This is a genomic window from Planctobacterium marinum (genome assembly GCF_036322805.1).
GTDB lineage: Bacteria > Pseudomonadota > Gammaproteobacteria > Enterobacterales > Alteromonadaceae > Planctobacterium > Planctobacterium marinum_A.
In genome coordinates this window covers 1,843,198-1,868,843 of sequence record NZ_AP027272.1, presented here as the reverse complement: position 1 = coordinate 1,868,843, position 25,646 = coordinate 1,843,198, and the positions used below count along the sequence as shown (strand labels likewise).

Below are 25,646 nucleotides of genomic sequence, written 5' to 3'. Positions count from 1 at the left end.
GTTATAAAAAGAATGGCATCTGCAATAGTCAATTTTGTACTATTGGTGAATCAGGATTTGTTGCATGCTTGTCTAACCTTTATCAACGCGAGAAACACTGTGGCTCAAACATCCTCTAAAGAGCAAGCCAACTATCGATTCGTCAAAGAACTCGATAATCTGCCGCTATTAAGTGCCCGCTTTAAAAAACAGTGCTTTTCTCGCCATGCGCATGAAGGCTATTGCATTGGTGTGATTGAGCAAGGCGCGCAGCGCTTTTATCGCAGCGGCGGAAACCACATCGCCAGTGAAAACTGCATTATTTTGGTTAATGCCGACCAGATCCACGATGGTCAAACGGCCACTGACTGTGGCTGGCAATACAAAGCGATTTACCCGGTAGATAGTATGTTAAGCAATGTGCTGGGTAATTTTAGCAATAAAGGTGCCCTGCCCTTGTTTAAAGAGCCTGTGGTTTCTGACCGATTGCTGGCGCAGCAATTCAGACAATTTTTCAATTTAGCTACCGCCAGCGATAATTGCCTCGAAGTGCAAACCAGTTACTTTCATGTCATCAGCGAGTTGATTGCAAAACATGCATCAGGTGTGATCAATCCAATTCATGCTTATTCCGACAAAAAGTCAGCGCGGCAAGTTTGCGAGTACATTATGGCGAACCTGGCAGAATCTATTTCCACTGAAACCTTGTCAGCCATAACTGGACTCAATCCCTATTATTTAATCCGCTCTTTCCAGAAAACCATGGGATTGCCACCTCACGCCTGGCAAAACCAGCAGCGCCTGTTAAAAGCTACGGAGCTGTTAAAGTCGGGATTGAGTGCCACTGAATCGGGTATCGCGGTGGGATTTAATGATCAAAGCCACTTTAACCGACACTTTTTGCGCATGTGGGGAACAACACCGGGCAGGTTTCAAAAGGCCTGGCGCGATAACACATCGATTTCACATTTGAGTTAATCAAGGTCAATTGCGTACAAGTAGGAAACCCCTCATCCACGTAAGATAACTCACACAAACTCAGAATTCGCACAAGGAAATTGGAACAGCAACATGGAATACAACGATCCTTTAAACGCTCAGCAGCCGGCAGCCAGTACTAAGCTGCAAACATTTGGACAAGGCGCCATGGTGAGCCTGCCACTGGTGTTAGCCGCCCTGCCCTTTGCAATCGTATACGGGGCGCTGGGCGAAGCCTTGAACATGAGTTTTTGGACAGTCATTGCCATATCCATGTTTGTATTCGCCGGAGCCTCACAATTCATCGCCCTTAACTTAATGGCTATCGGGGCGCAGCATCCCATCATCATCTTCACCGTTTTCTTGGTAAATCTGCGTCACACGCTCTATGCCATGACGCTGATGCCTTATTTTAAATCCTGCAATTTTTGGCAAAAAATGACGCTGGGGTTTTCTCTTACTGATGAAACGTTTGCCGTGGTAGTCAACCAAACCACCAAAAACACCACCCACATCGGATGGTTCTACGCCGGCTCGGCACTGCTGATGTACTTAAACTGGATAGTGTGGAGTGCAGTGGGTTTTGCCGTAGGAGCCCAATTTCCGCAACTACAACATTATGGCCTTGATGTGGCCATGGTTGTGGCATTCACCGGTATCGTGGTGGCATCACTAAAAACCACTAGCCATTGGCTATGTATGATTGCCGCCGGGATCAGTGCGGTTTTCACCATTGATTGGCCCTATCAAACAGGACTGTTGTTTTCTACTTTTTTTGCAATTTCGGTTGGTGTGATAAGCAGTCGTTTTCAAAAAGGCGATGATGAAATATTAAATGAGGTAAGTATCAATGACTGATATTCTGCTAATTGCCGCGATGGCAATTGTTACATTTATACCACGCTACTTGCCACTGGCCTTGTCAGAGCGAATTCGATTACCTGTTGTTTTACAAGAATGTTTGCAATTTGTCCCGGTGGCGGTGCTAACCGTTATTATCGTGCAAAGCGCTTTTTTTCAACAAGGTGAATTGCACCTCTCCGGCGAAAACCCCTATTTATGGGCAACGCTAACGGCATTTGTCTTGGCGAGAATACAAAGCAGCATGTTATTGACCATTATGTCGGGCATGTTTGTATTTGTCCTTTGTAAGTGGTTATTGATCTAAACAGCGATTTTGAGCAAGTTTTACTCCATTTGTATAATGCTTAAGCGAGCAAACAGCCTTGCGCTGATAAATTAAGCAATTGAACAACTTTTTTATGAAATAGTGTTGACAGTTTTTGGCGCATCCCTATAATGGCGCTCCACTTACCGGGGAGACGGTAAGCAAAGTTTGAAAGCGGGCGCTTAGCTCAGTTGGGAGAGCATCGCCCTTACAAGGCGAGGGTCACTGGTTCAAGTCCAGTAGCGCCCACCAAATTTCGAAATAGATTCGCTTTTTGGAACACGCTTTTAAACTTCAAAATACCACAAGACTATGTGGGCGCTTAGCTCAGTTGGGAGAGCATCGCCCTTACAAGGCGAGGGTCACTGGTTCAAGTCCAGTAGCGCCCACCACATAGTCGATTTATCTACATCCATTCCAATCCACGTAAAACACTAGCATTATCATTATTAAACATTGTGTAATTGTACGCATAAATAGCCGTATCTTTTCATCTTGGTCTATAGTTATGCAAGATAACTATATGATTTATGCGCAATGACGATTTCTTACCAAGCCCAATATCCTTTTGTATTTCCCAAATTGCTCCCCTCACTGTTGATGTTAATCTTCAGTTTCAAAGCAGTATCGTCTGACAACTTTGGTTTCAGCGGCATGGCCTATATGGGAAACAACCAATACCTTGTTGTTGTTGATACCAAAAATCACAAGCCGGGCGTAAGGTTGGGAACATTACAAATTAAAAATGGACAAGCTCCGAAGTTCTCTCCTGTCGATGTCAAAGATTGGGGCCATCCACATGGTGCTGCCAGCGATCTTGAATCCGCATGTAAAATACCTGATTCCGAAAACCAGTACCTGGTATCTGAGTCAGGGACCTGGAAAGGTAAATTTGGCCGAATATTTTGGCTGGAAATCGTCGAAAACCAAGCCTCCGTCAAAAACGTTTTTCAACTGCCTATTTTAATAAATAGTGATGAAACCACCCAAGGTAGCAATTACGAAGGCATGCTGTGCGTGAAAAACGCCAACCGACTGCACATTTTAATGGGTGAACGCGGTGGCACTGCAGCCATCCCTGATGGATATTTGTTGCAAGGTGTGCTCAATCTGGCCACGAACCAGCTCAGCTGGTTACCCGAATCAGAGTTCAAATACGTTGCCAAAGGCAGAACGCTCTTAAGTGATAGTATGCCCGGACGCAGCATTTCAGACCTATATCTGGAGAATAACATCATCTGGGCCTCTGCCACCCAAGATGACAGTGATATGGGCCCTTTTAATTCCGTTATTTATGCGGTGGGAAAACTCACCTTTGAACAAGGCAGACTCATTGTCTCCGCTACAAAGCAACAACACTGGAATGTGGCCGGATTGAAAATTGAAGCTTTGGCTCAAGCACCAGAATCGTTCCCTAACGCCAGGCTGAGTTACGGCTCGGAAGATGAAGATTTTGGTGGAATCTGGCGTCTCTTGAGCAATTAAAAGTATTGCTAGTGTAATAAAATTCGATACCTGATACATTCAGAACTGCATTTTATTGCATAACATACGTATGCAGTCTGGTGCATCATATTGCAAAAGCCGATATAACTAGCCTATCTGCTTTTAGTTAGTGCACAACTGTGAACAACGCATACTATATCCCCCATATTCACGCCTTTCGAGGGCTAGCTATTATCGCCATAGTGGCGGCGCATGCCTGGTCTTTTCCCATCTTCTGGACTGGTACACTGGACTCTGCAGAATTAACCGCGCTATTTCACATCATGGAAACCCTATTTCATGGCTCAACGCTGTATTTTGCTATTATTTCTGGGGTATTGTTCAGCAAGGTGCTGGTAACCAAAACCTGGCCTGCTTTTTTTAAAGGTAAATTGCTGAATGTCTTAATGCCTTATATTGTATTGACCTTACTGATCACCCTTCTCAACTGGCAGTTTTTTCCGGTAAATAAACCCGAAGACTGGCCACTACTGGCGCAATTTAACCTGAACTTCCTGTCGAACCTTTATTACGGGCAGGCCATGATTCATTTTTGGTATATCCCGGTTTTGTTGGTGCTATTTGTTGCAACGCCATTGTTGTGGCGAATTCAGAGAAAATATCTTTGGGTGTCTGTAATTATTGCGTTAATGCCTTTAGTGGTTTCTCGTAGTCCCTTCCCGGATTTTCTCAAAATCCAATCCTTGGTATACTTTTTGGGAGCCTATCAGTTGGGGATGCTAATGGGAGAGTACTATGCAGCTGTACAACGCTGGGTGGCACGCTATCTGGCACCCATCACTATCATTACCCTGTTTTGCAGCCTGCTAATCTATTTGCTATTTCATTGGCAGTATCAGGCACAGGGCTTTTATTCCCTCATCCAAACAGCGATTTACCTGCAAAAAACAGGGTTTTGTCTGCTGCTAATGCATTATCTGGCAAACAAGGAACCGATATTGCCTTCATGGTTAATGACGCTGGGTACTTACTCCTTTTCCATTTACTTTTTGCATGTATTGGTGATGTGGCCATACATACTTTCTTTATCAGCCGTTCTCACCGAATATCGCAGAGCCTGGGTAATCTTTTCGATTGGTTTGCTAAATTTGTTGCTGGCGGTATTGGTGAGCGTTGCAGTGGCTTCCTTAGTTAAGCGCTTTACAGGCAAGTACTCGCGTATCTTAATTGGCAGTTGAGACAAAAAGCTGAATCCGCCGTTCTATGCTATACATGCATTGTATGAACTGCTTTTTTGCCGCCTTGTGAGAAACACGATGGAATTCGAATACTTTACTTCAATTATGACACCCGGGATCGCGCTATTGATTCTATCTACCACTATGCGCCTGGGTAATGTTCGTATGGCGCTGACTGAGTTGGCCAAGACACCCGGAGTGGATATGGAGAATCTGGAGAGCTACAAATTGTTTAGTAACCGGGCTCGGTTTTTGTGTCGTGGCTTGAGGATGCTCAATATATCCATGTTAATTTTAATTCCCGGTGCGTTGGGAAAGCTTGTGTTTAACGGCACAGTACCGGAAGTAACATTGCTTATCGTCATTGCGGATGTCGTTTTCTTTTTGTTCCTGTTTTTGGCCGTGTTTGCCCTATACAAGGAGTCGCAATTGACGGGGAAATCCATCATCGCACACACCAGCGACATCAAAAACGCATTCAGTAAATAACCATGTGCTTTATTTTTAGTGACAAATCTCTGCATCTTGAACTAATCTAGATTAAGTGCCTGATATTAATCTGTATCTCGGGTACAACAATTTTTAAAATAACGCCTCACTGTAATGACACATTACAGCCGTTTTTAAGGACACCTTATGTTTGGTTTTTTAAAGCAGGAAACTCTTGCCGAAGGAATGGTCGCAATTAATGCAAAAGAACTCGAACAGCTAACTAAAAAGGCTGAAAAATTAGACCAGCTAATGCAGAGCGATGCTGCTCAGATGGCCAAAAAGTTAAGCGACAACGCCACACGAGTGAATGATGCTTCAAAACATAGACTCAATGATATTCACAAGAGTTGTGAGATGGTCAGCGACTTTATAGAGCACGCAGCCGTCATTAAGGGAAGAATGGAGTCCACCGAAGCCAATGCCTGCCAAAACTCGCAAATCAGTGAGGAATGCTCCAGTCAACTAGACTCGCTGACTACCAACATTATGACTTCCATGGAGAGCCTCAAGCAGTTTTCTGAAATGCTGGGCAGTCTTGAAGAATCCAGTAAAAAGATCGACCAATTTCTTGCTTCAATCAAAGGCATTGCAGATCAAACCAATTTACTGGCACTAAATGCCGCCATTGAGGCTGCTCGAGCCGGTGAACACGGGAGAGGGTTTGCTGTGGTTGCTGATGAAGTGCGCAGCCTTGCCAACACCTCCAGCGAGAGCGCTCAACTGATTGAGCACGAAATGAAAAAGATCATTGATATTTCCTCCAACATTATCAGTAAACAGCAGGAAGTAAATGATGTCATTGAAGGTTGTGCTAGAACGGCAACGGATACACAAAGTCAGCTGCGCATGTTAAGTGATAAAGCCTCACTAAATGTAGACTCAATGCGCGAAACACTTTCAGAAATGGAAACGCAAATGCGCGATTCGGATGCCATTAAAAATAAAATGCATAGCGTTTTGGAGGACACGCGCTCTGCAATTGATGGTTCTGGTGAGAACATCAAACTCAGTCAGAGCTTAATGTCTTTCTTTAGGTAGAACCTTCTCTCTAAGATATCAAGGTCAGTCTATCTGGTAATACAACAATAACCGATGGACTGACATTTTACTTTCTACTCTTCCCTTTCCTGCTCATCTGCGCACTAACAATTTTTACAATGCCACCTATCAATATAACAAATTATCTATCACAATTTGTAAAGTTTTGATATTTAATTCATTTATATATCAATAGTAAGCTATGGCACATCAGAAAATCAGCATACCCGGAGTAAAGCCATGGCTATGAATCCTCAATCACCGTCAGCGGTGATCATGGTAAGACCCCACAAGTTTTCCCCTAACCCGCAAACGGCGGCAGACAATAAGTTTCAGAAAGTGCATGCGGATATCCCGCAGGTTCAAGTAAATCAACATGCTTTTGAACAAGTTACGCAAGTGGCTGAGCAACTAAAAAAGCACGGAATTCGTGTACACCTGTTTGAGGATGAGGGTATTGAGACACCAGATTCGGTGTTTCCAAACAATTGGTTTTCCACCCATGCAGGGGGACATATCGCCATCTATCCAATGTTCGCACCAAATCGACGCAAAGAACGTCGGCAAGATATTATTGAAATGCTAAAGTCTGAATATCGGGTACAAGACGTTGTGGATTACTCCGGCCTGGAATATGACAACATTTTCCTTGAAGGCACAGGAGCCATGGTACTGGATCACCTGGAGCGAGTGGCATATGCTGCAAAATCTAATCGAACAGACTCTATCGCGTTGGAGCGCTTTTGCTCACATTTTAATTTTGAGCCTATGGTATTCGCGGCATCCGACAGCACAGGTTCAGCGATTTATCACACCAATGTGCTGATGTGCATCGGCACCGATTTTGTCATGGCAGGATTCGATATGATGACTGATGAGGCCAGGCGCCAGGAAATAATAGCGCGATTTGAAGACAGTGGCCGACAAGTTATCTCTCTGAGTGAAACGCAGGTTAACCAATTTTGTGGCAATGCACTTGAGCTGCAAGGCAATCAAGGTCGATTACTAGCAATATCCCAAACCGCTTTTGATGCGCTATCTAAAAATCAGATCCAGCAACTTGAACAAAGCGTGAGTTTACTGCCCTTAGACGTCTCAATATTAGAGCTGGCGGGCGGCTCCGTGCGCTGTATGCTCGCTGGCGTGCATCTATCGAGACGCTAAAATTAAAGCCCACCCACTGATTCACCGGGTTGAATGTGTTTTAATCTGGCCAGAAAATCAGGTACTGAGGTATCCCCCTCTTGCGGTGCCCATGACGCGAAGCCTTTGTCGTCCATGGCTATGTAAGGTCCTTGCTTAACTTCAAAAAACGTTGCAGGCTGTTCCAGTGGAACGGCCGCATGCCATACACCAGAGGGGATCTCCAAGCCTTTGTTCTCCCCTGTCGCACTGAGGTGATAACGATGGGTGCAAACGCCTGAATCATCAAACAATAGAAATGCGATTTCCCCTGAGATCATCAGAAAAAACTCCCATTTATCATACTGAACATGTTTGTGAGGTCGTACATAGGAGTCCGGATATAAGGTGATAAACAGGCGCTGCACTGAAGCCTGATAATCCTCGTGAATATTGCAATTGCTGCGCCTGCGAACGCTGCTTTTTGCGCTTTCATCAAGTTTTGCAAACATCTGATTGTTAAACAGTTTAATGTCCATGGCGGGCTTTTTCTCACAATCTGGTTCTGCTAGATTAGAGACTCAATGCAGCAATATCAAAAGCTATTTAGTGAAAATTCCGAAAACATCGAAAAACTTCCTATTGGCAGCTATTGCCAGTTTTATTATGGCCGCTATTTTTGGATTTGAGATGGCCGCACCAGATTCAGCGTTTTCTGCCGTTTTGGGGGGCCTTATCTTGCTGAGTTTGGCCTTGCATCAAATAGAAAAACTGCGAGATAGTGTTTTTACTTTATGGGTTTTTGTGGCGTTTGCTTTGGGGTTATTGTTCCCAGAAAGTATTTTGCAATTGGGCAGCTTTGAAACAAAAAGCCTGATCATCCCGCTACTTATGGTCATTATGTTTGGCATGGGGTGTACCATCAGCCTCAGTGATTTTGCGCGGGTAATTGCCATGCCTAAAGCAGTTTCTGTGGGGTTGATTTGTCAATTCACCCTAATGCCATTGATGGGCTTTTTGTTGGCTTATTTGTCGAATTTACCCTCGGAAATCGCAGCGGGTATTATTCTTGTTGGTTGTTCACCCAGCGGCCTTGCTTCAAACGTTATGGCTTTTGTCGCCAAAGCCAATGTTGCCCTCTCACTGACCCTAACTGCCATAGCCACTCTGATAGCACCATTTATAACACCACTTTTAATGCGACTATTGGCCGATGAATTAGTGGAGATTGACGCACTCGCCATGTTTTTTAGTATGCTTAAAATTGTTATTTTGCCTGTGGTGGCGGGATTGATAGTTAACCGTCTGATGCGTCATAAAGTAGCAATTATCAATCGCACAATGCCACTGGTATCAATGGTGGGAATTGTGGTTATTATTGCCATCATTGTCGCTGCAGGTCAGACGGCGATTATGAATATTGGCATGGTGTTAATACTTATTGTGCTACTACACAATCTGCTGGGTTTTGCCTTGGGCTACGGTGCTGCAAAACTCCTTAAACTTGAAGAACAAGACGCCCGAAGCATTGCTTTTGAAGTAGGTATGCAAAACTCCGGGCTCGCCTCTGGCATAGCGCTAGCCATGAATAAACTGGCCAGCATGGGACTGGCCCCTGCCTTTTTCAGTCCAGTGCAAAATATTACCGGCTCAACATTAGCTACCTATTGGCGCAATAAGTCCCAAACAAGATAGCCTTTTATTTTTACTCAGGCCGCAGCAACCTGATTTAAATAGACATCCTCGCTGATAATATTGCGATTATCTTGCACCGAGTCTATCCAGGCACGCCCAATCAGGTGATCGTATTCATGTAAAAAGATGCGCGCTAAAAAGCCATCGAAACGGCGCCTTTGCACTTCGCCATCGATATTTTGAAAGAACACTTCCACCCAATCAGCTCGTGGAACCTGACCGCGAATACCGGGAATGCTCAAGCAACCTTCCCAATCCACAATATTATCCTTGGACTTTGCGATTATACGAGGATTTATCACCACCAGCGGCTCCATATCCGGCGCGTCCGGATAGCGCTTGTTGGGCTTTGAAGCGATGATCATGATTTGTCGAGCACAGAAAACTTGCGGCGCAGCAATGCCAACACCACCAGCTTCGGTCATTTTGGTTTGCAAGCTAGCCACAAAATTATGCAGTGATTCATCAAAATGCTGTACGGGCACAGCCGCCTTGCGCAATACCGGCTCGCCGAGTTTTGCTATGTGTAGCGCACCTGGATAGTTTTCAAATTCACTCATTTCATCACTCCTACAGGTCAAGATAGATTAGGCGCTAACCAGCGCTCCGCTTCTTCGACACTCATGCCCTTACGCTGAGCATAATCTTGCAACTGATCTTGTTGTATTTGCGCAACGGCAAAATAGCGAGAATCAGGGTGGGAAAAATACCAGCCCGACACTGAAGCGCCCGGCCACATAGCGTAGCTTTCGGTAAGCTTCATACCGGTATTTTGCTCGGCGTTTAACAAATCCCAAATCACCTGTTTTTCGGTGTGTTCAGGACAAGCGGCATAACCCGGTGCAGGACGAATGCCTTGGTATTTTTCGCGGATCAATGCGTCATTGTCCAGCTCCTCATCAGGCGCAAAACCCCAATGCACTTTTCGAACCTGTTGATGCAGGTACTCAGCAAATGCCTCGGCAAGTCGGTCTGCAATGGCCTGGATCATAATGGCGTTGTAGTCATCCCCGGCTTCTTTATAGCCGTTGGCCAGCTCTTCTTCGCCGATACCCGCGGTCACTGCAAAGGCACCAACATAATCAGCCACAGCGGAATCTTTAGGTGCCACAAAATCGCTCAAACAATAATTAGGGTTACTGCCCTTGTCCGTTTGCTGACGTAAGTGACAACTGGTGGCCAACAGCGAATCACGAGATTCATCAGTAAAAATTTGTATATCATCATCCAGCGAGTTTGCCGGAAATAACCCATAAACGCCCTTGGCCGTCAAACTACCAGAAGCCTGCACTTCATCGAGCAAGGCATTAGCATCAGCAAATAGTTTTTGGGCTTCCTGGCCCACTACTTCGTCTTGCAATATACGGGGATATTTACCTGCCAATGACCAGGTCATAAAAAACGGTGTCCAGTCGATGTATTCACGCAGTGTAGCGATATCCGCTTGTACGCTTTCAACCCCCAGCCTAACGGGAACAGGCGGCTGATAGTTTTGCCAATCGACGGACACTTTATTACCCCGAGCTTGCTGCAAAGAGACAGGCTTAGAGCGGGGTTTCTTGCGAGCGTGCTGCTCTCTGACGGTATCGTATTCTTTTTGCAATTGCGTCACATAGTCAGCTTTATGGGTGGCAGACAATAGCTTCTGGCAAACCCCCACCGCTCTGGAGGCGTTGGACACATAAGCCACAGGATGACTGTAGTTTTGTTCAATTTTAACTGCCGTATGGGCTTTAGAGGTAGTCGCCCCACCAATCAATAATGGTATATCAAAACCCAGTCGCTCCATCTCCTTAGCGACAAACACCATCTCATCTAACGAGGGAGTAATGAGTCCAGATAACCCAATAATATCGACATTGTGTTTTTTAGCTTCCTGCAAAATGGTGGCGCAAGGCACCATCACACCGAGGTCGATGATGTCGTAGTTGTTACATTGCAGCACCACGCCCACGATGTTTTTACCAATGTCGTGCACATCTCCTTTAACCGTGGCCAACAGGATTTTACCGTTGGTGGCACCCTCTTCTTTTTCGGCCTCAATATAAGGCTCAAGGTGCGCGACGGCTTTTTTCATGACGCGCGCTGATTTCACCACCTGGGGCAAAAACATCTTACCTTCGCCAAACAAGTCACCGACCACGTTCATGCCGTCCATTAACGGCCCCTCGATAACATGTAGTGGCCGCTCGGCGTTCAGTCGTGCCTCTTCGGTATCTTCAACGATGTAATCCGTAATACCTTTTACCAGCGCATGTTCAAGTCGCTTATTCACTGGCTGTTCCCGCCAGCTCAAATCTTCTTTTACCGCTTCTTTACCATCACCATTGTATTTAGGTGCCAGATTTACCAGAATCTCCGTAGCATCCGGATGGCGATTCAAGATGACATCTTCTACCGCCTTGCGTAGCTCGTCTGGGATCTCGTCGTAAACCTCCAGTTGTCCGGCATTAACAATCGCCATGTCCATACCCGCCTTAATAGCGTGATACAAGAACACCGAATGCATCGCTTCGCGCACCGGATTATTGCCTCGAAAAGAAAAAGAAATATTGGACAAGCCGCCCGAAACATGGGCATGGGGTAGATTTTGTTTGATCCGTCTGGTGGCCTCAATAAAATCCACTGCGTAATTATTGTGCTCTTCAATCCCTGTCGCAACCGCAAAGATATTGGGATCAAAAATAATGTCTTCTGCCGGAAAGCCCACTTTCTCCGTTAACAGCTTGTAGGAGCGCTCACAAATTTCAAATTTACGCTCCTCAGTATCTGCCTGTCCGACTTCATCGAAGGCCATTACCACCGTAGCGGCGCCATAGCGCTTAATTTTTTTGGCCTGCTCCAGAAATGGTGCTTCGCCTTCTTTCAGGCTGATGGAGTTAACAATGGCTTTACCTTGTACACACTTTAGGCCTGTTTCTATGACTGACCATTTTGAGGAGTCGATCATGATAGGCACGCGCGCGATATCGGGTTCAGATGCGATCAGGTTCAGGAAGCGCTGCATCGCTGCCTCTGAATCTAACATGGCTTCATCCATATTGATGTCGATAACCTGAGCCCCGCTCTCTACCTGTTGCCTTGCAACGTCCAGTGCGGTTTCGTAATCACCTTCCAGGATTAATCGCTTAAACCGCGCTGATCCCGTTACATTAGTGCGCTCGCCAATGTTGACAAATGTTGATGATGCTTGATTCATATTCTTCGTCTCTCTTTGCGTACGTCTTAATGGATAAAGGGCTCAAGTCCGGACAAACGCATTTTTACTTCGTTATCTGGCAGAGTTCGCGGTGCGATGTCGGAAACCGCTTGTGCGATAGAGCGAATATGCTCGGGGGAAGAGCCGCAACAACCACCCACAATATTCACCAGACCTGATTGCGCCCATTCTTTGATATGAGACGCCATTTCAGGCCCTTCCATGTCATATTCACCAAATTCATTGGGTAAACCTGCATTGGGGTGCGCAGAAATATGGCAATCGGCAACATCGGAGATTTCTTTTACGTATTGGCGCAATAAATCGGGACCAAGCGCACAATTAAGACCGAACGATACCGGCTGTATATGACGCAGCGAATAATAAAACGCCTCTGCGGTTTGCCCTGACAGCGTTCTGCCGGAAGCATCCGTGATGGTACCTGAGATCATTACCGGCAACTTATAACCTAGCTCCTCAAACACTTCATCCACTGCGAATGCCGCCGCTTTGGCGTTCAGGGTATCAAAGATAGTCTCTATCAAAATAAAATCAGAACCACCCTTAATAAGGCCGTGAGTGGCTTCTTTATAGGCTTTAACAAGCTGGTCAAAGCTAATATTGCGATAACCCGGATCGTTCACATCTGGAGAAATTGACGCCGTTCTGTTAGTTGGTCCCAAAACCCCGGCCACAAAGCGAGGTTTATCTGGCGTTTTCGCGCTGTATTCATCGGCTGCCTGGCGCGCTAATCGCGCCGCTTCAACATTGATTTCAGTGACAAGGGATTCCATATTGTAATCCGCCATAGAGATACTGGTGGCGTTGAAGGTATTGGTTTCAAGGATATCCGCACCGGCTTCCAGATATTGCCCATGAATTTTGCGGATCACTTCTGGCTGAGTTAATACCAACAGGTCATTATTGCCTTTAAGATCCGATGGCCAGTCAGCAAAACGCTCGCCGCGATAATCCTGCTCTTCCAAGTTGTGACGCTGGATCATTGTGCCCATGGCACCATCCAGGATCAGAATTCGCTCTTTTAGTAATGTCAGAATTTGTTGCGTTTTATCGCTCATAAAAAACTCATTAATTCGATTAGGTGTCTGTGATCAATCAGACGCTTGGTTGATTTGCAGAAACAATAAACTTCGAAATCTGTAGCCAGATTAAACTCTGCTACTGATATCATTTAGATCGTACGGCGTTACCTGATAAACATAGTAATTCAACCAGTTGGTATATAACAATGTACCATGGCTGCGCCAGCTCATTACTGGCTCAGACTCTGGATTGTCAGGTTCAGCAAAATAATTCACAGGCACCGCAGTTTCAAGGCCAGCGTTAATATCCCTTTTGTATTCGTCGTTCAAGGTGTGCAACTCGTACTCAGGGTGACCAGTGAGGAATACCTGCCGTTTGTCTGTCGAGGCCACAATATAAGCACCGGTTTGCTCTGAACCAGCTAACACATCCAGCCCCAGCACAGATTCATATTGCTCAACAGGGATGTAACCATAACGAGAATGCGGCGCATAAAATCGACCGTCAAAGCCTCGCACTAATTCATCTAATGGCTTGTTTACCTGATGCTCAAACACACCAAACAACTTATCTTCTCGCACCTGACGATTAATACCGTGGAAGTGATACATAGCCGCATGCGCCGCCCAACAAAGATATAGCGTAGACTGCACATGACGCCGGGCCCAATCCATTACAGTGGTGATTTTATCCCAATAGGAAATCTCTTCATAAGCTACTAATGCTACTGGCGCCCCGGTAATAATCAAGCCGTCATAGCGCTTGTGTGCGATATCATCAAAGTTGTGATAAAAGGCGTCCATGTGCGCTTCCGGGGTGTGCTTTGAGACATGATTATCAATGCGGATTAAATCTACATTGATTTGCAGTGGGGTATTGGACAACAAACGACAAAGCTGCGTTTCGGTTTGAATTTTGTTGGGCATGAGATTGAGAATACCCACTTCCAACGGACGAATATCCTGCATGGCAGCACGCTCACTATCCATCACAAAGATATTCTCTTTGTCTAAAACAGCTTGGGCAGGCAATTCAGCGGGAACTCGAATGGGCATTAGATTTATCAACCTCAAATGATACGAAAATAAACGTTCAGGCATTGTGCCTTAAACTGTTTTTTTGTCAACATCTTTACGTCTAAACATCTGGACGTCTAAAATGAAATGTCTGATTTTGTCGCATCAAAGTCTAAAAAGACGTATCGGTTTGATATATATTGATCCACAAACCTACAGCCCAAGGGAACTGTTAAACAAATGCACCGAATTGGTTTTGTTGCCTATGAGGGTATTCAGATGCTTGACCTGGTAGGGCCTCTTGAATCTTTTGCGCTGATAAAACAGCAAGGCGCTTTGGCCTACGAGACCTGCGTTGTGGGTCCCTCCAGGAAAATTGCTAGTGAGAGTGGTATCACTATTCAATGCGATTACCTGCTTGAAGAGGCTCCACGTTTTGATACTCTGGTGATACCCGGCGGCACTGGCGCCAGAACCCCGGAAATAAAAGAAACTCTAAAACCCTGGCTTGTACAACAGTTTTCCCAAACAGCACGTCTGATCTGTGTTTGTACAGGCGTATTTTTGGTGGCTGACTTGCCGCAATTGCACGGCATGAAAGTCACCACCCATTGGGATTATGCAGAGCAGTTGCAGCGGCAGTACCCTCACCTGAAGGTCAGTGCTGACAGCTTGTTTGTGCAAAATGATAACTTTTTCTCTTCTGCGGGGGTGCTTAGCGGGATAGACCTGGCGTTACATGTTATTGAACTGGATCATGGTATTCAGGTGGCCGCTTCTGCCGCGCAATACCTGGTAACTTACTTGAAACGCTCTGGTTATCAGAGTCAATTTTCCGATCCGCTTAAATTTCAGAGTATTGATAACAATCGGCTAAAAAAAGCCCATCAATGGTTGCTGGATAATTTAAGCAAACCAATCACTGTGTCGGATTTTGCCGACAGCCAGGGACTCAGTGAGCGCCACTTCAATCGGCTGGTAAAACAACATCACAACCTGAGTGCAAGACATTGGTTAGAGCACATCCGCCTGGAACAAGCGAAAATCTTTTTAAGTCGTTCCAGCAGTAGTATTAAATCTGTGGCATTTCAGGTAGGTTATGCCTCAGCCGACAGTTTCAGGCGCGCATTCAAAAGAAAGTTTGGTATAGAGCCAAGCGCATGGCGACAAAATTTTAGTTAACACAATGAGGGATCTAATGCAGGCTATCGTATCGGGTTTGTTTATTTATCCTGTGAAATCACTCGCAGGTGTCAGTGTAAAGGAATCTAAAGTCACACCTATGGGGCTGGAAGGCGACCGCCAATGGATGATTGTTGATGGCAACGGCAAGTTTGTCACACAACGTCAAATCCCGGCTATGGCCACCATACAAACTCAATACAATGAGGGTAAACTGGTATTGAGTCACCCCGAATTCGGTGAAATTAAAGTCAAAGATACACCGCACACTGCCGCTCAGCAGTGGCAAATCTGGAAAGATACCGTATCCGGCTTTGAAGAATCCCCTGAAGTGAGCGAGTGGCTCACCAGTGTATTGGGCGAATTTCGCGGTGCACAATTGCGCTTAGTAAAATTTGACAACGCCTCAGAACGACCTGTGGGTACTAAATACCTAAGCCAACAAGAATCCAGTCTAAAGCTGGCGGACGCCTGCCCTTTCCTCATTACCTGCGAAGCATCTTTAGAGGACTTAAACAAGCAGCTCCCTACGTCTATGCCAATGGACCGTTTTAGAGCCAATATTGTATTGACGGGCACATCAAAATGGCAAGAATATCAGTGGAAGAGTTTGCATTCTGAACAACTCAACTTTGCCATGATAGGCGCCTGCCAGCGCTGCCCTATGACCTCAATTGATCAGAAAAAGGGGATTGTGGCCACCCCGGGTCAACCTCTGCAAACCTTGATGGAAAAGTATCCTGTGGGTGAGAAAAACCTGCCCTACTTTGGACAGCACGCCCATTTACCCAACAAGGAAACCGGTAAGTTAGCTATTAATGACGCGCTAACTATAGAAATGGCCGAGTGATCACAAACTGTAGTTGAACCGCGACAGCATACCGGCCAATTTTGTCTCGATAGTTTTAATTGTATCTGCAGAAAGTTGCTCCCGAGCTCTGGCTGGATTTGCATAAATTTCCTGCCGGATAATACCCCGGGATGAATTGCCAGACCAAGGTGTGCCATTTTTAGTGGGGTGCAGCAGACTTTGCTGAAACCCGATACCAGCAAAGTCTGCCATTGCCCGGACTGTCGCTTCGGTATTTTCAATCAGGTCTTCATAGCGCAAGATAAAAACATGGGCGTTTTCTGCAGGCAACAAATCATTGCGCCCCTTTACCCATAAGCAATACTGTTCAACGCTCATGGGACTTTTGCCCACTTTGTGCGACGTATTAACAATGCTGAGGTATTAGGGTTCAATTAGATTGGAACTGTTAGCAACCCGATACATCAGCAACGCAGCACGCTTCATATTTTGCTCGAAGGTGCGCATATCGGCAGTTTCGTGAATGGTGTGTCCGCCATCGCCCATCAGTCCTAAGCCGTCAATGGCCATTAGTACGTGACCAGAAGTAAAGGAAATATCGGCTGCGCCGGCATTTCTGGGATTTACAGCCTCAACAGTGCCGTACCCCAGCTCTAAACTAATTTGATTGAATAGTGCCAATAACTTTTTGTTGCCTTCTGTCGGTGCCAGCGGCGGATAGCCTTCATTAAAAACCAGTTCAGCACTGGTAAGGGCAAGATTCTGCTGGGTGATGGCCAACATGGTTGATTTAGCTAAAGACAATTGCTCAGGACTCAAGGCTCTCAAATCCCCTTTTACCTTTACGGTTTGCGCGATCACATTGGCTTTGCCAAATGCCGTGGCGTTGGCATCTTCACCAATGTGGCTTTCTGTTCCCCCCACAATCAAACCGGGATTGAACGTAAGATTAGGTAAAGAAGCAAGCCGCTCTCGGAAGGTATTTAGTATACGTGCGGCCTCATAAATGGCACCGTCTCCATAGCCTTCTCTGAAAATTTGCGATGAGTGTGCGGGCCGACCTTTTACAGAGAGTGTCCAACTTATTGCTCCGCGTCTGGCGATGACAGCAGTGCGCGGATCGCTATCGCCATCCTCAAAGCCAATTGCGACATCCGCCCATTTTGCCGCTTCAATCAATGCGGCTCTGGCGGCTCTAAGTGGCTTACCACTTTTTTCTTCATCGCCAGTCAAAATCACTTTCACCTGCATATTTTGCAGCGCCCCACTCTCTTTCAGGGCTTTGAGCACATGCAACATGATGACGTTGCCACCTTTCATGTCGGTAATGCCTGGTCCTTTGTGATGAAACTCATCTACCTCCTGGTACGCTTGAAATTCGCTCTCCTGGGAAAATACGGTATCCAGATGACCGATTAATACGAACTTGACACCATGAGTACCTATTTGCGCAGTCAAATGTCCGGCTCTGCCAAACTCATCTCCCGGTAACCATTCAGTTTCAATGCCCGCCTCTAGATAGGCCTCTTTAAGATGCTCAGCCACCAGTTTCACACCGTCGAAATTCATGGTGCCGCTATTAATGGCAACAGATTCACGAAGCAATTGCCGGGCTTTGAGCTGATAAGACTCAATGAGACTTAAAATCCTGGCTTCAGTGTCCGCGTTTGCCTGAGCGGCGTTATTGCCAAAGACAAAGGAAAGAGCACAAAAAACGATAAAATTGAGTTTAGTCACGACAATCCTGAGGAATAATTAAATTAAACAAAGTCTGGCACTTTCACAGAGTAATGCCAGAAAAGAATCAATCCGTTAATCTCAAGCCTCTACGCTGATAAGTATTGGGTGCTCTTTGAAAGAGCACCGGAAGTGATTGATACTGGCCACGACTGCGGGCTTTATAGACAGCGAAGTGCAAGTGCGGTAGCGAAGAAAACCCGGTATTACCGGAATAACCAATTAAGTCACCTGCCTTTACCTCATCCCCCACCGAGACAATCACTCCCTCCTTTTTAAGGTGGTAGTATTCGCCCGTAGTGCCATCTTCATGCAATATCACAATAAAATTGGCATACTTAGCAAAGCGTCGTGAAGCGCCACCGCGCCAGTGACTTTCCTGAATATCAATGACGACGCCCTCTCTGGCGGCGTGTATTGGTGTGCCTATTGGCATAGCAAAATCCAGTGCATAGCGGGATGCACCACGATGGCTATAGCCACCACCATAGCCTTGCACCACTCGGTAGTCAGCGTCTTTGGCGAAGGGAAGTAAATAGCGGTAATTGTCATCATGCTGTGCGTGCATGCTGCCCGGTATCCAATCGAATTCGTAGCTATCTCGGGTGGGTTGACCATTGGCAATTCGTTTCAAATGCAGCACTTGCCGCTTCTCTTTCCCGGGAAGAACCGTGGTTATCTCCCAGTATCCTTGTCCATCGTGATCTAAGGATTTAAGGTTTTCGGCTTTGACATACAGAGTAATCGTAACCGGAAACGGCTTTTTATTTTCCACCCAATAGCCAAATTCATCGAGTCTGATTTTTTCCGTACCAGCACATACCCAGTTATCACTGCAAAAAGATTTATCTTCTGCATGCGCAGACATGAGAATAAATAACGCTAAAACTGGCAAGAGATTGAATAATTTCATGCTATCGGATTACAACCTGATAATGACAAAAACCGTGAATTATCATTTTTAATTTCATATCTGGATATTAACAAGGTAACGGCAACAGCCACAAAATATTAAATATAAAAAAACCGCTTCGTCAGAAGCGGTCCAGGAAGAACACCTAAAAGGAACACACATATGGAACTGTCATCGACAGTATTTATATTATCGACCACAACCTGTGCATTTTTTAGCCGCATTTTGAGAACTGTTTCTCAATTCGTTAAGAATATTTTTATGAGCCGTTTTTATCGTATAGCTCAAATGAAAAAATGACGTCTATTGGATAGTTTCCTTATATTGATCAGTTTTATTTACATGTCAGCAGTCGCTCTCGCTTAAGCCGTGTTCCTTGCGCCGGATGTTGCGCTGACGTTAAAGCCAATACAGGCCAGGTTTTATGTGTTACGCCCGTTGCATTCAAGTACCCACAAAGCTCTGTATCTGTTGGAACTTGAGCCCCAATAGCAGTATTCAGTTGGTCATGTAACACACCGATTAATGCTGTGCTGGAGAGACCGCTAGTATCAAATTCGTTCCAGCCATTGGACTTCGGATTCCAATCACAGGACAACCCGGTGTCGTCTACAATACTGTTTTTTGCTTTAGTAAACTGAGAATAACCAACTAATTTTCCAATCACTGGCCAACCCTCTTGCAAAACCAATGGACCAGCGCAAGGACCACCATCGGTGCACCTGCCACAAAAAGGAACTTGTTTTTCCCCGCATTGCACAGCCCAGTTGAATATCTTTGGAGAGTTGTAATCGATGGCGGGCTTTTCAGTAATGAGCTGTGTTAGTACCGCCTCACCTGGTTTGCAGTTACCTAAAGGTGCTCGCATTGCAAAAAATCGATAAAACCCTTTATCTTCCTCCAGACTAAACAACAATCCATACCGGGTATCCGCTGGATAAGGAAAAATGGACTTAGTCGCATTACTTATTGTTACAGCCTGGAGTGATTGATTCTTCTGACTCGGTGTTTCCTTGAAGTGTTGTGCCGATGGATTTTGCCATTCCTGTATGGATAGCATAGTGAAGGCAACCCCCATTTTAGGGTCGTTAAAATCAGCAATGATTTTGAGTGCATCACTGTCAGCCGAGCAAACCTCCTCGTGTTGAAAACACAAAACCAAGAGCAAAAATAATAAAAACTGATTTTTCATAATAATTTACGGATTAATACTCGTTTAACGAAATAATTTACCAATTACTGAAGTTTAGAGAACAAATCCAACCTTTCCAGTATTCACTGTATCGTCTGAGTGTCTTGAGCTATTGGTTTATAGTTGTTTTTCGTATAGTGCATGGCGGCGCAGTCCCGTCTCCTCAGCTACATTGGGGTGGTCAAAGTCCGGCAAGGTACGTTGCATGCCAAGCTTTTCCATGACCCCAATAGATGGGGTATTTTGCACGGTTGTAAAACTGACAATGTTGCGCAAAGCAAGCTTGTGTTTTGCAAATTTCAGCGCCTCATTGGCGGCTTCTGTAGCATAGCCTTTTCGCCAATGTTGCCTGGCAATGCGCCAGCCAATCTCTGTTGCGGGTGTAAACCACTCTTTAAAGCTTACCTGCATAAGCCCTGTGGTCCCGACAAAGTCACCGCTCTCTTTTGCTTCAATAGCCCACCAGCCCCAACCTTGTTGTTCAATTAGGCTAAAAAGTTTTTCAAACAGTTGTGTCGACTGTTGCGTTGACAAGGTACTGGGGAAAAAGCGCATAACCTCAGGATCAGCATTCATTTCCACAAACAAGGGTAAATCCGTCGGCTGCCACTGCCTTAAAATGAGTCTTTGGGTTTCTAACATACGTATACTTTATCTAGCGATTACGGCCGTGTTTTTCGTGAGAAGATACCCAATCGGAAGAAGATATGGCCGCTGCCAGTGAAATTTCCCCGGCCATCACCACACCAGCAACGATTTCGGCAAATTTATAAACTCGATTTTCGCCATAACAATCCATCATTTGTAAACACTCTTTTTGAGTTCCAAAACCAGTTCCACCTCCATAAGTGGCAACAATCAGAGATGGGATGGTAATGGATAAATAAAGATCACCATCGTCGTCTATTTCCGAATAAAAAATCGCGGCCGAGGACTCTGCAACGTTCGCGACATCTTGTCCCGTGGCAATAAACATGGCGGTAATACCATTAGGCGAATGCAATCCGGTATTGTTTACACCAGATAAAAACGAGCCGATAGATGATACCCGATGATGATAATCAAGTTGCAATGGATCTACCCGCATGATCTGCAATAACTGTTCTTTTTTGAGCCTGACTTCCGCCACCACCCGTTTTCCTCGAGTGCGCATGATATTGATCTGCGAAGCTTTTTTGTCTGTTGCGAAATTCGATTCCAGATAGAAGTCAGTGATCTTGTGTTGTTTGTAGGAATCCAGAATCCAACCACATGCAGCAAAGGTTGCTCTGCCCACCATGTTTTGCCCGGCGGCATCACCGGTTTTAAAATTGAATCGCAAAAAGGCAAACTTATTTGACAGAAAATGATCGATATAAGTTAATTTAGCAATATGAGAGGTAGCCTCGGCCTGCTGTTTTATGGTGGTAAAATTTTCCTCAATCCAATCCACAAAATCCCGCGCGCCACGGGCATCCTGAAAAACAAACACCGGAGCACGTTGCATAGCGTCATCCAGCACAGTGCACTTGACGCCACCACAGGCGTTCATCAATTTGATACCGCGATTATAAGATGCCACCAGGGTCCCCTCTGTGGTGGCCATAGGTACAATAAAGTCCCCTTGCGCATGTTCGCCGTTAATGGTGATAGGGCCTGCCAGGCCCAGAGGAACCTGAGCCACTCCTGTAAAGTTTTCGATGTTGCCCTGTAACTCCTGAGGCTCAAATGAGTACTGTTTAATGTGCTCAAACGTTTTGCCTGAAAAGGTTTCCAAATACTCTTGACGAATCTCTGCGGCATCCCGGCTGTAATCATCTTGTTCCACCCTCGGGATACCCGTGTCGGCATCAGTGCCTTTGGATAAAACATCCTCAACTTCCAGTTTGAGCTTACCGAAAGGAGCCACTTCAAAGCCAATAACAATACTGTGCTTAACTTCTTCAGATAAGCCTTTTACGCGCGCCAGTCGCATTTCTATGATACTGCGCAACGGAAACTCTAGTGGTTTATCGCCGTTAAGATTTTGTGCCGATACCAATTGACCGTCGGCCATTTCCAGACTGATATCCTGAATAGGAACCGAGCGACCGTTTAGTTTTACTTCTTGAATGGATTTTACTGTGGCATCTTTGAGCCGGTTTTTAAGTTTGAAACTGATACCTTCTTTCGATGAAGTTAAACTGCCACGCGTGTATAATTGTTTTAATAAGATACTGGGTATAAACATATTTTCCCCTGGCAAATAAACAGTATTGTTATAACTTTAGACAACAAGTTTACATGTTGAACACAATTATTTTACCCTACAGTAACACAGTCATTCATGGCACTTAATTTAGATAAAACATCAATCAGACAGTGGCTGATCCGCTGGATGGTCAAACTTGGTCGAGTAAAATCTGTCACCATGAGCGCTGACGAAATCAATGCGCTGCTTGGTGAAAACCTACCCGAGACCTTTAATATTCCCGTGCCCGGAGCAAAAGGTGAAGTGATTGTTCAAACGGCAAAAATCAGTATGCCACCACTGGCGGATCACTTTGTTATCCACCTGTTTTGTGCCCTTAATATTGATTCAGTAGCGAACCCCATCTATCGGGCTCATGTGGATATCGAAGGTGTCGCCTGGCCAGCTTATAACAGGGAAAACAAACAGATATTTTTAACCGATATCAAGGTCGGGAAAATGACCCTCATACAAGATGAGTATTCATTGTTAAAGGATACCCGGCAACTGATGAATAGTCTGGTACCCGAACCTATTCGCTCGGTCTTTGGCGTTACGGTAAAAACCACCCTAAACGTATTGAGCCGAGGCATTTACAAAGATGCCAAGCAGTACTTGTCTTTGTATATGCTCAATAACAAACAAAAGATTCTCGACTATCACAAGCCAGACCTGGAAAAAGTGGTAAAGCGACTCAGTGATGATGCCGAGTTAAACTACTACCTCGATGAACACAATTTTGAAGAGCAACTGTTTGCCGAATTTGGCAAGGCCGTGATAGTCAAAAACGGTGAACTACAATTCATCTTTCGTCATTAAAGCCTCTCGACCAATTTTAAATTCCCTTATTTTAAAATGTTGGCATTTTTTCTGCTTAATCTGTGCAGAATATAAATAAGTAGAAAACAACGTCATTTTTATGACGTGAGAAAATATGCAAACATTCTTGGGGAAAATCAGTTTAACCGTAATTACGTGGCTAGTATTGCTATCCACTTGTTACGGCGCGATGTCAGCAAACAGTGATAATACCATTTCACTGGATTTAGCGGGTGACATCGAGCCTATGTGCAAGGTGCGTAACAACGTTAAATCTCGGTCCATGAATTTAGATCTGTCATCTAATACCGCACAAAAAACCAATAATGTATTTATCTGGTGTAATACCGGACAAAGTAACGCGCAAGCGACTTACAGCTCTCTTAATGATGGTGTTTTAGTCAATGAAAATGGCGATAGCATCCCCTACTTGTTTACCGTAGCGAATACCGCAAGCAACCTGTCACTGGCTACACCGCAAACCGTTACACAACGCACTGGTAGTGGCACGGCTGGAGCAGATAAAGGCCGAGTAATCAAAATTAAACCACAGGTAAATGGTTTTGAGCGCGCGGGTACCTATCGCGATACCATTTCGGTGACGGTGTCATTCGACTAACCGAACACTATTTATCTGACTTTGAGCTATACTGCCTGCATGCGCAGTATTTTCTTATGCTTTTTGTTGTCACTTTTCTTTATTACTCAGTTAAACGCTGAGCCACCTTCATCTGTAATAATTCGGGTCCCTGAAGCTCGCTCAGAATTAGACATATCACACGACTATCACCAATCATTATTGAAAATGGCGTTTAAACAAATCGCAGATAAGCGCTTTAGGTTACAGCAAGTCCCTTTTGTGAGTGAACAGCAAGTAATAGCAGAAATAGTCAAACGCAATCACGTAGACTTGTATTGGCTGGGGGCAGATAAAGATCTGGAAAATGACTTAACTGCCATTCCTGTGCCCACCACCATGGGGTTGATTGGTTTCAGAAAGTTCATCATCCACAAAAAAGATGCCCATACCTTTTCTGCACTGCAAGATATCAAACAATTACGTAAGCACGTGGCTTGTCAGGGACGCTATTGGCCAGATACCAAGATATTGAATCACGCAGGTTTGCGAGTAACCAGTTCGGTTTTCTACGAGGATTTATTTAAAATGTTAGCGGCTGGAAGATGCGATTACTTTCCTCGAGGCATTCATGATCACCGCAAAGAGTTACAACTACGCAAAGCCCATTATCCTGACTTAATCAGCTTCGAATCGGTACTGTTGCGTTACCCCTTTGCCGTCTATTTTTATACCAGTAAGGAAAATATTCAACTAGCTTCATTACTTGAAACTAGTTTGAGACGCTTAGCGCAATCAGGGGACATAAGAAGATTGATGCAAGAGCATGAGCTCACGCGCGACGTATTTCCGCTGCAACAATCCTCTGACACTCGTATATTAGGTATTCAAAACCCTTTCTTGCCCACGAATGCTGATACCGATGACCCACAGTTATGGCTGCAACCTGCTGACTTCGGTATCAACACCACAATTAAAACGACTAACTAGCTTTGCTCATCGAAGAAAATAGATTCAATAGGCAACTCGAACAAGCGAGCCACTTTAAACGCTAAAGGTAAACTAGGATCAAACTTGCCTTTCTCTATGGCATTCACTGTTTGACGAGAAACATCTAACGCCCCTGCCAGATCCGCTTGCGTCCAGTCTCTTTCCGCCCTCAATACTTTAAGGCGATTTTTCATGAGTAAACCTTGTTATTCACTGCGATGGCAACCAGGTAGCTTATTCCCATTACAAATAACAGATTAGATGGGTTCGGCGAGAAATCGATAAGCCCTGCAGGCTGCAACAATCCGTATAACGTGCCGGCTATCATTGTAACGCCAAGTGAAACAGCCATGGCATTGAAGTGAATCTTGCGCTGCAATTCATCCAGTCCATTCAGGAACGCTTTATTAACTAGCAGCATTTTGACACCTGCCAATAAATTTAATACTACGGCGATTAAAGTGAAGGTTTTATCAAAATCCCACATTAACTTTGGGCCAAAAGCCATTAATGCAGTGGTTAATAACCACACGGACGTCCAGATAAAAAGCTGTTTGTTATTGACACGAGTACGATGGTCAAGACGGTTTGACTGTGAGGTAGTGTGATGCATATGTATAACTCCCATTACATAAAGTAAAACAAACTTTACTTACAAGTACAATAGCCTGCGCACTTGGATATGTCAAGCAAGCATTACTTTTTGACAAATTACCATTACTCTATCTATGTAGGGAAATGAGGTTCAACTTGTGCTTGTTGGAGGGAGAAGCGAATTGGATGAAAAGTAAACTCAGGTGA

The 25,646-nt window shown here is 45.0% G+C and carries 27 protein-coding genes and 2 tRNA genes; 16 read left to right on the top strand and 13 right to left on the bottom strand.

The window, feature by feature from the left end; all coding sequences use genetic code 11:
• The first annotated feature begins 12 nt into the window (after nucleotides 1–12).
• The 10 genes from AABA75_RS08350 to ctlX all read left to right on the top strand — a co-directional run bounded on the left by AABA75_RS08350 (nucleotide 13) and on the right by ctlX (nucleotide 7,503).
• The gene (locus AABA75_RS08350; protein ID WP_338292160.1) at nucleotides 13–957 is read left to right on the top strand and encodes an AraC family transcriptional regulator; all 945 of its coding nucleotides are present in this window, start codon (nucleotides 13–15) and stop codon (nucleotides 955–957) included.
• 93 nt (nucleotides 958–1,050) lie between these two features.
• Nucleotides 1,051–1,815: an AzlC family ABC transporter permease gene (locus tag AABA75_RS08345; protein WP_338292159.1), complete on the top strand. Its 765-nt coding sequence runs from the start codon at nucleotides 1,051–1,053 to the stop codon at nucleotides 1,813–1,815.
• Nucleotides 1,808–2,125 (top strand): AzlD domain-containing protein, encoded by a 318-nt coding sequence (locus AABA75_RS08340; protein WP_338292158.1) that lies wholly within the window; start codon nucleotides 1,808–1,810, stop codon nucleotides 2,123–2,125. Before AABA75_RS08345 ends, AABA75_RS08340 begins: the two co-directional genes overlap by 8 nt.
• Nucleotides 2,126–2,301: 176 nt before the next feature.
• Nucleotides 2,302–2,377, top strand: a tRNA-Val gene (locus tag AABA75_RS08335).
• Nucleotides 2,378–2,441: 64 nt separating this feature from the next.
• Nucleotides 2,442–2,517, top strand: a tRNA-Val gene (locus AABA75_RS08330).
• 145 nt (nucleotides 2,518–2,662) lie between these two features.
• Entirely contained in the window at nucleotides 2,663–3,610 is a 948-nt protein-coding gene (locus AABA75_RS08325; protein WP_338292157.1) for a hypothetical protein, read from the top strand.
• A gap of 140 nt (nucleotides 3,611–3,750) precedes the next feature.
• A complete protein-coding gene (locus tag AABA75_RS08320; protein WP_338292156.1) occupies nucleotides 3,751–4,809 on the top strand; it encodes an acyltransferase family protein in 1,059 nt (352 codons plus the stop codon).
• 78 nt (nucleotides 4,810–4,887) lie between these two features.
• Nucleotides 4,888–5,298, top strand: a complete 411-nt coding sequence (locus AABA75_RS08315) for a hypothetical protein (RefSeq protein WP_338292155.1) — start codon at nucleotides 4,888–4,890, stop codon at nucleotides 5,296–5,298.
• 147 nt (nucleotides 5,299–5,445) lie between these two features.
• On the top strand, nucleotides 5,446–6,339 hold the full coding sequence (locus AABA75_RS08310; RefSeq protein WP_338292154.1) for a methyl-accepting chemotaxis protein: 894 nt from the start codon (nucleotides 5,446–5,448) through the stop codon (nucleotides 6,337–6,339).
• Between the two features lie 240 nt (nucleotides 6,340–6,579).
• On the top strand, nucleotides 6,580–7,503 hold the full coding sequence (gene ctlX, locus AABA75_RS08305; protein ID WP_338292153.1) for a citrulline utilization hydrolase CtlX: 924 nt from the start codon (nucleotides 6,580–6,582) through the stop codon (nucleotides 7,501–7,503).
• A 2-nt stretch (nucleotides 7,504–7,505) separates the two neighbouring features.
• Here ctlX and AABA75_RS08300 read toward each other — a convergent pair whose 3' ends face one another.
• Nucleotides 7,506–8,000: a WbuC family cupin fold metalloprotein gene (locus AABA75_RS08300; protein WP_338292152.1), complete on the bottom strand. Its 495-nt coding sequence runs from the start codon at nucleotides 7,998–8,000 to the stop codon at nucleotides 7,506–7,508.
• A 70-nt stretch (nucleotides 8,001–8,070) separates the two neighbouring features.
• Between AABA75_RS08300 and AABA75_RS08295 the strand changes: the two genes are divergently transcribed.
• Nucleotides 8,071–9,156: a bile acid:sodium symporter family protein gene (locus AABA75_RS08295; protein ID WP_338292151.1), complete on the top strand. Its 1,086-nt coding sequence runs from the start codon at nucleotides 8,071–8,073 to the stop codon at nucleotides 9,154–9,156.
• Nucleotides 9,157–9,170: 14 nt separating this feature from the next.
• On the opposite strand, the gene def is transcribed toward AABA75_RS08295, so the two are convergent.
• The 4 genes from def to AABA75_RS08275 all read right to left on the bottom strand — a co-directional run bounded on the left by def (nucleotide 9,171) and on the right by AABA75_RS08275 (nucleotide 14,454).
• Entirely contained in the window at nucleotides 9,171–9,716 is a 546-nt protein-coding gene (def, locus tag AABA75_RS08290) for a peptide deformylase (RefSeq protein ID WP_338292150.1), read from the bottom strand.
• A gap of 17 nt (nucleotides 9,717–9,733) precedes the next feature.
• Nucleotides 9,734–12,355 carry a methionine synthase gene (gene metH / locus AABA75_RS08285; protein WP_338292149.1) on the bottom strand — a complete coding sequence of 874 codons (2,622 nt, stop codon included), beginning with the start codon at nucleotides 12,353–12,355 and terminating at the stop codon, nucleotides 9,734–9,736.
• Between the two features lie 26 nt (nucleotides 12,356–12,381).
• Nucleotides 12,382–13,434 carry a homocysteine S-methyltransferase family protein gene (locus AABA75_RS08280; protein ID WP_338292148.1) on the bottom strand — a complete coding sequence of 351 codons (1,053 nt, stop codon included), beginning with the start codon at nucleotides 13,432–13,434 and terminating at the stop codon, nucleotides 12,382–12,384.
• Between the two features lie 90 nt (nucleotides 13,435–13,524).
• Complete coding sequence (locus AABA75_RS08275) at nucleotides 13,525–14,454, bottom strand: homoserine O-succinyltransferase (protein ID WP_338292147.1); 930 nt, start codon at nucleotides 14,452–14,454, stop codon at nucleotides 13,525–13,527.
• 201 nt (nucleotides 14,455–14,655) lie between these two features.
• Between AABA75_RS08275 and AABA75_RS08270 the strand changes: the two genes are divergently transcribed.
• Both AABA75_RS08270 and AABA75_RS08265 read left to right on the top strand, forming a co-directional pair.
• A complete protein-coding gene (locus AABA75_RS08270) occupies nucleotides 14,656–15,597 on the top strand; it encodes a GlxA family transcriptional regulator (protein WP_338292146.1) in 942 nt (313 codons plus the stop codon).
• 16 nt (nucleotides 15,598–15,613) lie between these two features.
• Nucleotides 15,614–16,447 carry an MOSC domain-containing protein gene (locus AABA75_RS08265; protein ID WP_338292145.1) on the top strand — a complete coding sequence of 278 codons (834 nt, stop codon included), beginning with the start codon at nucleotides 15,614–15,616 and terminating at the stop codon, nucleotides 16,445–16,447.
• On the opposite strand, the gene AABA75_RS08260 is transcribed toward AABA75_RS08265, so the two are convergent.
• The 6 genes from AABA75_RS08260 to AABA75_RS08235 all read right to left on the bottom strand — a co-directional run bounded on the left by AABA75_RS08260 (nucleotide 16,448) and on the right by AABA75_RS08235 (nucleotide 22,459).
• Nucleotides 16,448–16,786: a sulfotransferase domain-containing protein gene (locus AABA75_RS08260; RefSeq protein ID WP_338292144.1), complete on the bottom strand. Its 339-nt coding sequence runs from the start codon at nucleotides 16,784–16,786 to the stop codon at nucleotides 16,448–16,450.
• A 45-nt stretch (nucleotides 16,787–16,831) separates the two neighbouring features.
• Complete coding sequence (locus AABA75_RS08255; protein ID WP_425325597.1) at nucleotides 16,832–18,151, bottom strand: M20/M25/M40 family metallo-hydrolase; 1,320 nt, start codon at nucleotides 18,149–18,151, stop codon at nucleotides 16,832–16,834.
• A gap of 61 nt (nucleotides 18,152–18,212) precedes the next feature.
• On the bottom strand, nucleotides 18,213–19,058 hold the full coding sequence (locus AABA75_RS08250) for a M23 family metallopeptidase (protein ID WP_425325568.1): 846 nt from the start codon (nucleotides 19,056–19,058) through the stop codon (nucleotides 18,213–18,215).
• A gap of 334 nt (nucleotides 19,059–19,392) precedes the next feature.
• On the bottom strand, nucleotides 19,393–20,250 hold the full coding sequence (locus AABA75_RS08245; RefSeq protein WP_338292142.1) for a hypothetical protein: 858 nt from the start codon (nucleotides 20,248–20,250) through the stop codon (nucleotides 19,393–19,395).
• Nucleotides 20,251–20,367: 117 nt separating this feature from the next.
• Entirely contained in the window at nucleotides 20,368–20,892 is a 525-nt protein-coding gene (locus AABA75_RS08240; protein ID WP_338292141.1) for a GNAT family N-acetyltransferase, read from the bottom strand.
• Between the two features lie 13 nt (nucleotides 20,893–20,905).
• Entirely contained in the window at nucleotides 20,906–22,459 is a 1,554-nt protein-coding gene (locus AABA75_RS08235) for a hydroxymethylglutaryl-CoA reductase (RefSeq protein WP_338292140.1), read from the bottom strand.
• 96 nt (nucleotides 22,460–22,555) lie between these two features.
• On the opposite strand from AABA75_RS08235, the gene AABA75_RS08230 reads away from it, so the two are divergent.
• The 3 genes from AABA75_RS08230 (at nucleotide 22,556) to AABA75_RS08220 (ending at nucleotide 24,845) form a co-directional block, all read left to right on the top strand.
• Nucleotides 22,556–23,278: a hypothetical protein gene (locus AABA75_RS08230; RefSeq protein WP_338292139.1), complete on the top strand. Its 723-nt coding sequence runs from the start codon at nucleotides 22,556–22,558 to the stop codon at nucleotides 23,276–23,278.
• Between the two features lie 115 nt (nucleotides 23,279–23,393).
• On the top strand, nucleotides 23,394–23,897 hold the full coding sequence (locus AABA75_RS08225; protein WP_338292138.1) for a hypothetical protein: 504 nt from the start codon (nucleotides 23,394–23,396) through the stop codon (nucleotides 23,895–23,897).
• 186 nt (nucleotides 23,898–24,083) lie between these two features.
• Nucleotides 24,084–24,845, top strand: coding sequence for a hypothetical protein (locus AABA75_RS08220; protein ID WP_338292137.1), 762 nt, complete (start codon nucleotides 24,084–24,086; stop codon nucleotides 24,843–24,845).
• On the opposite strand, the gene AABA75_RS08215 is transcribed toward AABA75_RS08220, so the two are convergent.
• Both AABA75_RS08215 and AABA75_RS08210 read right to left on the bottom strand, forming a co-directional pair.
• The gene (locus tag AABA75_RS08215; RefSeq protein ID WP_338292136.1) at nucleotides 24,842–25,039 is read right to left on the bottom strand and encodes a helix-turn-helix transcriptional regulator; all 198 of its coding nucleotides are present in this window, start codon (nucleotides 25,037–25,039) and stop codon (nucleotides 24,842–24,844) included. The two genes, AABA75_RS08220 and AABA75_RS08215, sit on opposite strands and share 4 nt — an antisense overlap.
• Entirely contained in the window at nucleotides 25,036–25,458 is a 423-nt protein-coding gene (locus AABA75_RS08210; RefSeq protein WP_338292135.1) for a hypothetical protein, read from the bottom strand. Before AABA75_RS08210 ends, AABA75_RS08215 begins: the two co-directional genes overlap by 4 nt.
• Nucleotides 25,459–25,646 lie beyond the last annotated feature (188 nt).